At 74.1% G+C, this 4,318-nt stretch carries 1 protein-coding gene; it reads left to right on the top strand.

Annotation, left to right across the window (positions count from 1 at the left end):
* On the top strand, nucleotides 1-4,318 hold a 4,318-nt coding region (locus HNR76_RS15045), incomplete at both ends, for a beta strand repeat-containing protein (protein ID WP_183982348.1).

Raw genomic sequence — 4,318 nt, 5'->3', positions numbered from 1 at the left:
CGGGCGGCCACCTGGACAATGCGGCCGGCGCGATCGAAGCCGGCGCCGACCTGCGGCTGGCCGCCGCCCGGCTGGGCAATGCCGGCGGCACGATCCACAGCGCCGGCGGCGACCTGCGCATCGACGCCGCCGTGCTGGACGGCGCCGGCGGCGTGATCTCCGGGCAAGGCACCCTGCACCTGCAGGGGACCCACACCGACCTGGGCGGCGGCACCACCGTGGCCGAGCGCATCGTCCTGGACACCGGCACCCTGGTCACCGCCGGCGGCACGCTGGCCTCCACCGGCACGCAGGCGATGGACCTGACCGCGCGCACCGGCCTGGACAACCGCGGCGGCCGCATCGCCAGCGGCGGCGGGTTGGGGATCGACGCCGGCGCGGTGGACAACGCCGGCGGGCAGATCGATGCCCAAGGCACGCTCGCCGTGAGCGCGTCGTCGTTCGACAACCGCGACGGCCGGCTGCAGCAGGAGGGCGGCGCCGGGCTGACGCTGTCGGTCGCCGGCGCCTTGGACAACACCGGCGGCGGCCTGATCGGCACCACCGGCACGGCCACCGTGCAGGCCGGCGCGCTGGACAACCGCGGCGGCCTGCTGGTCTCGCGCCAGGCACTGGCGCTGACCACGGCCGGCGCGCTGGACAACCGCGATGGCGGCCTGCTGCAGGGCGATGCCGGGCTGGCGCTGCAGGCCGGCGGCCTGTTCGACAACCGCGGCGGCACGCTGGATACCCGCGGCGCGGCGACGGTGGAGGCCGGGTCCATCGCCAATGCCGGCGGCCAGCTCCTGGCCGGCAGCCAGGCCGACCCGGACAGCGACGACACGCCCACCCTGGTGGTCGTCGCCAGCGGGGACCTGGACAACCGCGGCGGCACGATCGGCAGCCGCGCCGGCGACGTGCAGGTGAGTGCCGCGACCCTGGACAACGGCGCCGACGGCCTGCTGGCCACCCCGCGCGACCTGGTCCTGGACGTGGGCGTGCTGAGCAACGGCGGCACCGTCTACGCCGACCGCGACCTGCGCTACGAGACCGCGGCCGGCGTGCTGGACAACACGGGCCGCTTCGGTGCCGGGGAGAACGCCTGGATCGGCGTGGCCAGCATCCGCAACGGCCTGGACGCGCTGCTCCAGGCCCGCACCGTGGACCTGGTCGCCGGCACCCTGGACCTGGCCGGCGGCCAGGTCGCCGCGCAGACCCTGCGCATGAACCTGGGCACGCTCAGCGGCACCGGCCGCCTGTACGGCGCGCAGTGGCTGGACCTGGACATTGCCGGCGACCTCACCTACGGCACCGGCCAGTTCCTGGAAAGCGACGGCGTGCTCGAGCTGACCGTGGGCGGCACCCTCACCAACCTGGGCACGATGCAGAGCACCACCGCCTTGCTGCTCAATGCCGGCAGCTTGGTCAACCAGGGCGTCATCAACGCCAGCAACGCCGACGGCAGCGGCCTGCTGGACGTGCATGCCGGCAGCGTGGACAACCGCGCCGGCGCCCGCCTGGAAGGCGACACCGTGCTGATCGAGGCGGCCAGCGTGAGCAACACCGGCAACATCATCGGCAACCGGCTGTTGATCGAGGCCGGCACCCTGACCAACGGCCGCGACCTGGGCACGGCCGATGCCGCGCGCGCCTACGGCGAAGGGTTCATCGGCGCGGCCGAGTACCTGGACCTGCGCGTGGGCCGCCTGTCCAACCTCGACGCCGAGCTGTACAGCGGCGGCGACCTGGTGGTCGCCGGCCGCACCGCCGGCACGCGCGCCACCCGGGTGGACAACGTCTCCGGCCGCATCCAGGCCGAGGGCGGCCTGCATGTGGGCGCCGGGACGATCGACACCCGGCGCCGGGTGGTCGAGTACGTCAACCGCGAGCTGACCCCGGAGGAGCAGGCCGCCGGCCGGCGCGAAGTGCCCGCGGCCGAGCACGCGTTCTACGAGGTGGTCTACCAGCGCGAGCACGACATCCGCTGCAGCGCGGACTTCGACTGCCAGTTGACCTTCTCCAACTACCGCGAAACCCTCACCCCGCTCAACGAGGTGGCCATCACCCGTGCCTCGGCCGCCGCGCAATTGCTGTCCGGCGGCGGCATGACCCTGGACACCGGCACCCTGTACAACCGCGCCTCGGCCATCGCCGCCGGCGGCAGCCTGTTCATCAACGGCAGCACTGCCGGCGAGGATGCGCCGGGCGTGTTCAACGAGTCCTTCGCCGCGCTGCAGGCCTGGGACGTGCATGCCAGCTACGGCTACCAGTACCGGCAGTGCACCCGCACGCTGCTGGAGTGCGCGTTCGACAACGTGTACCCGACCGTCGGCGGTTCTGGCAGCTACGCCCCCGGCCTGGCCCAGCGCCCCTACGCCCCGGAGGAAGGCCGCGCCACCATCACCGCCGGCGGCGGGCTGTCGATCGTCAGTGGCGGCGACGTCGGCAACACCGTGGTCATCGCCTCCGGCGGACCGGACGCGGTCGATGCGGTGGCCGTGGACCCGGCCTCGGGCCCGGTGGACTTCGACGGCCCCGGCACGGTGCCCGGCGGTGGCGGCGTCCCGGGCCCGACCCCGGTCGGCCCGGTCCCGTTCCAGGCCGAGGCGGTCGGCACCATCGCCAGCCCCGGCGCCGTGCGCACCGCGTTGCTGCACGGCCTGGCGCTGGACCCGCTGCAGGCCGGATGGGTGACGCCCGCGCCGGGCCCGGACGTGGCCCACGTGCCTTCGGACGCGACGCCCGCCCCGGTCCCGGTCCCCGGCCCGGGCCCGGCGATCGACCCGACCGTAGGCACCCCGGAACACCCGCTGCCCGGGTGGGTGCCGCCGGACAACGGCATGTACGCGCGGACGCCGGGGGAGGGCGCCGCGTTCCTGGTCAACACCGCGCCGCGGTTCGCCCGGGGCGAGCAGGGCGGCTCGGACTACCTGCTCGATGCCCTGGGCTACGACCCGGCCGATCCGCACAAGCGGCTGGGCGACGGCTACTACGAGCGGCGCCTGGTACAGGAGCAGGTCCAGCAACTGACCGGATACCGCACCCTGGCCGGCGTGGCCGACGACGGCGACGGCCTGGCCCAGTACACCGCCCTGATGGACGGCGCGGCGGCGGTGGCCGGCCGGCTGGGGCTGTCGCTGGGCGCCCCGCTGACCAGCACCCAGGTGGCGGCGCTGGAACAGGACATCGTCTGGCTGGTGGAGCAGGAGGTGGCCGGCGAGCGCGTGCTGGTGCCGGTGGTGTACCTGTCGCGCACCACGAGCGAGCGGCTGGGGTCCAGCGGCGGGCTGATCGCCAGCGGCGAGCGGTTGAACGTGCAGGCCGCCGGCGCGGTGCGCAACGACGGCACCCTGCAGGGGGGCCAGAGCACCTGGCTCGGCGCCGACACGCTGATCAACGACGGCACGGTGCGCAGCGCGCGGGTGACGGTCACTACCGCCGGCGACGTGCTCAACCGCGGGCAACTGAGCGGCGGCACGGTCATGGTCCAGGCCGGCGGCGACTACGTGCAGGGCAGCGACGGGCGCCTGCACGCCACGCAGGACGCAGGCATCCAGGCCGACGGGCGGATCGCGCTGGACGCCACCGAGGTGAGCGCCGGGCGCAACGTGGTGCTGATCGCCGGGCAGGACCTGGGGGTGAGCGCCAGCCGCGTGCAGGCCGGGGGCGACCTGACCCTGGCGGCCGGGGGCGACCTGGACCTGGTCCAGCGCAGCACGGTGACCGCGGACGGCGCGATGGTGCTGCGCGCGGACCGCGACCTGAGCGTACGCGAGGTCACCGTGGTCGCGGGCCAGGATCTGACCGCCTATGCCGGGCACGACCTGACCGTGCAGTCGGGGGTGAACGATCCCACCTCGCGCATCGCCACGGTCCGCGAGGGCAAGACCCGGGTCACCACCACCGTCACCACCCAGACCCTGGACGTGCAGGCGCTGACGGCCGGCGGCAATCTGGCGCTGGGCGCGGGCCACGACGTCAACCTGGTGGCCGCGGAGTTGAACGCCGGTGGCGCACTGACGGTAAGCGCCGGCAACGACCTCAACACCACCACCCTGACCACCGCCGATAGCAGCCATACCCTGGAGACGCGCAAGCGGTTCCGGCAGACCACGACGACCCGCGACGAGACGGTGCATGGCACCACGTTCAACGCCGGTGGCGACATCGGCCTGGTGGCCGGGCGCGACGTGAACCTGGCGGCGGCCACTGCGATCAGCGACCAGGGTGGCGTCGCGATCGCGGCCGGGCGCGACGTGAACCTGACCTCCGTGGGAGAGACGCACGCGGTCGACCAGACCACGGTCACCCAGAAGAAGAAACTGCTCAGCACCAAGAC

This window comes from Pseudoxanthomonas broegbernensis (genome assembly GCF_014202435.1).
Taxonomy (GTDB): Bacteria; Pseudomonadota; Gammaproteobacteria; order Xanthomonadales; family Xanthomonadaceae; genus Pseudoxanthomonas; species Pseudoxanthomonas broegbernensis.
This window is presented reverse-complemented; position numbering and strand designations above follow the sequence as displayed.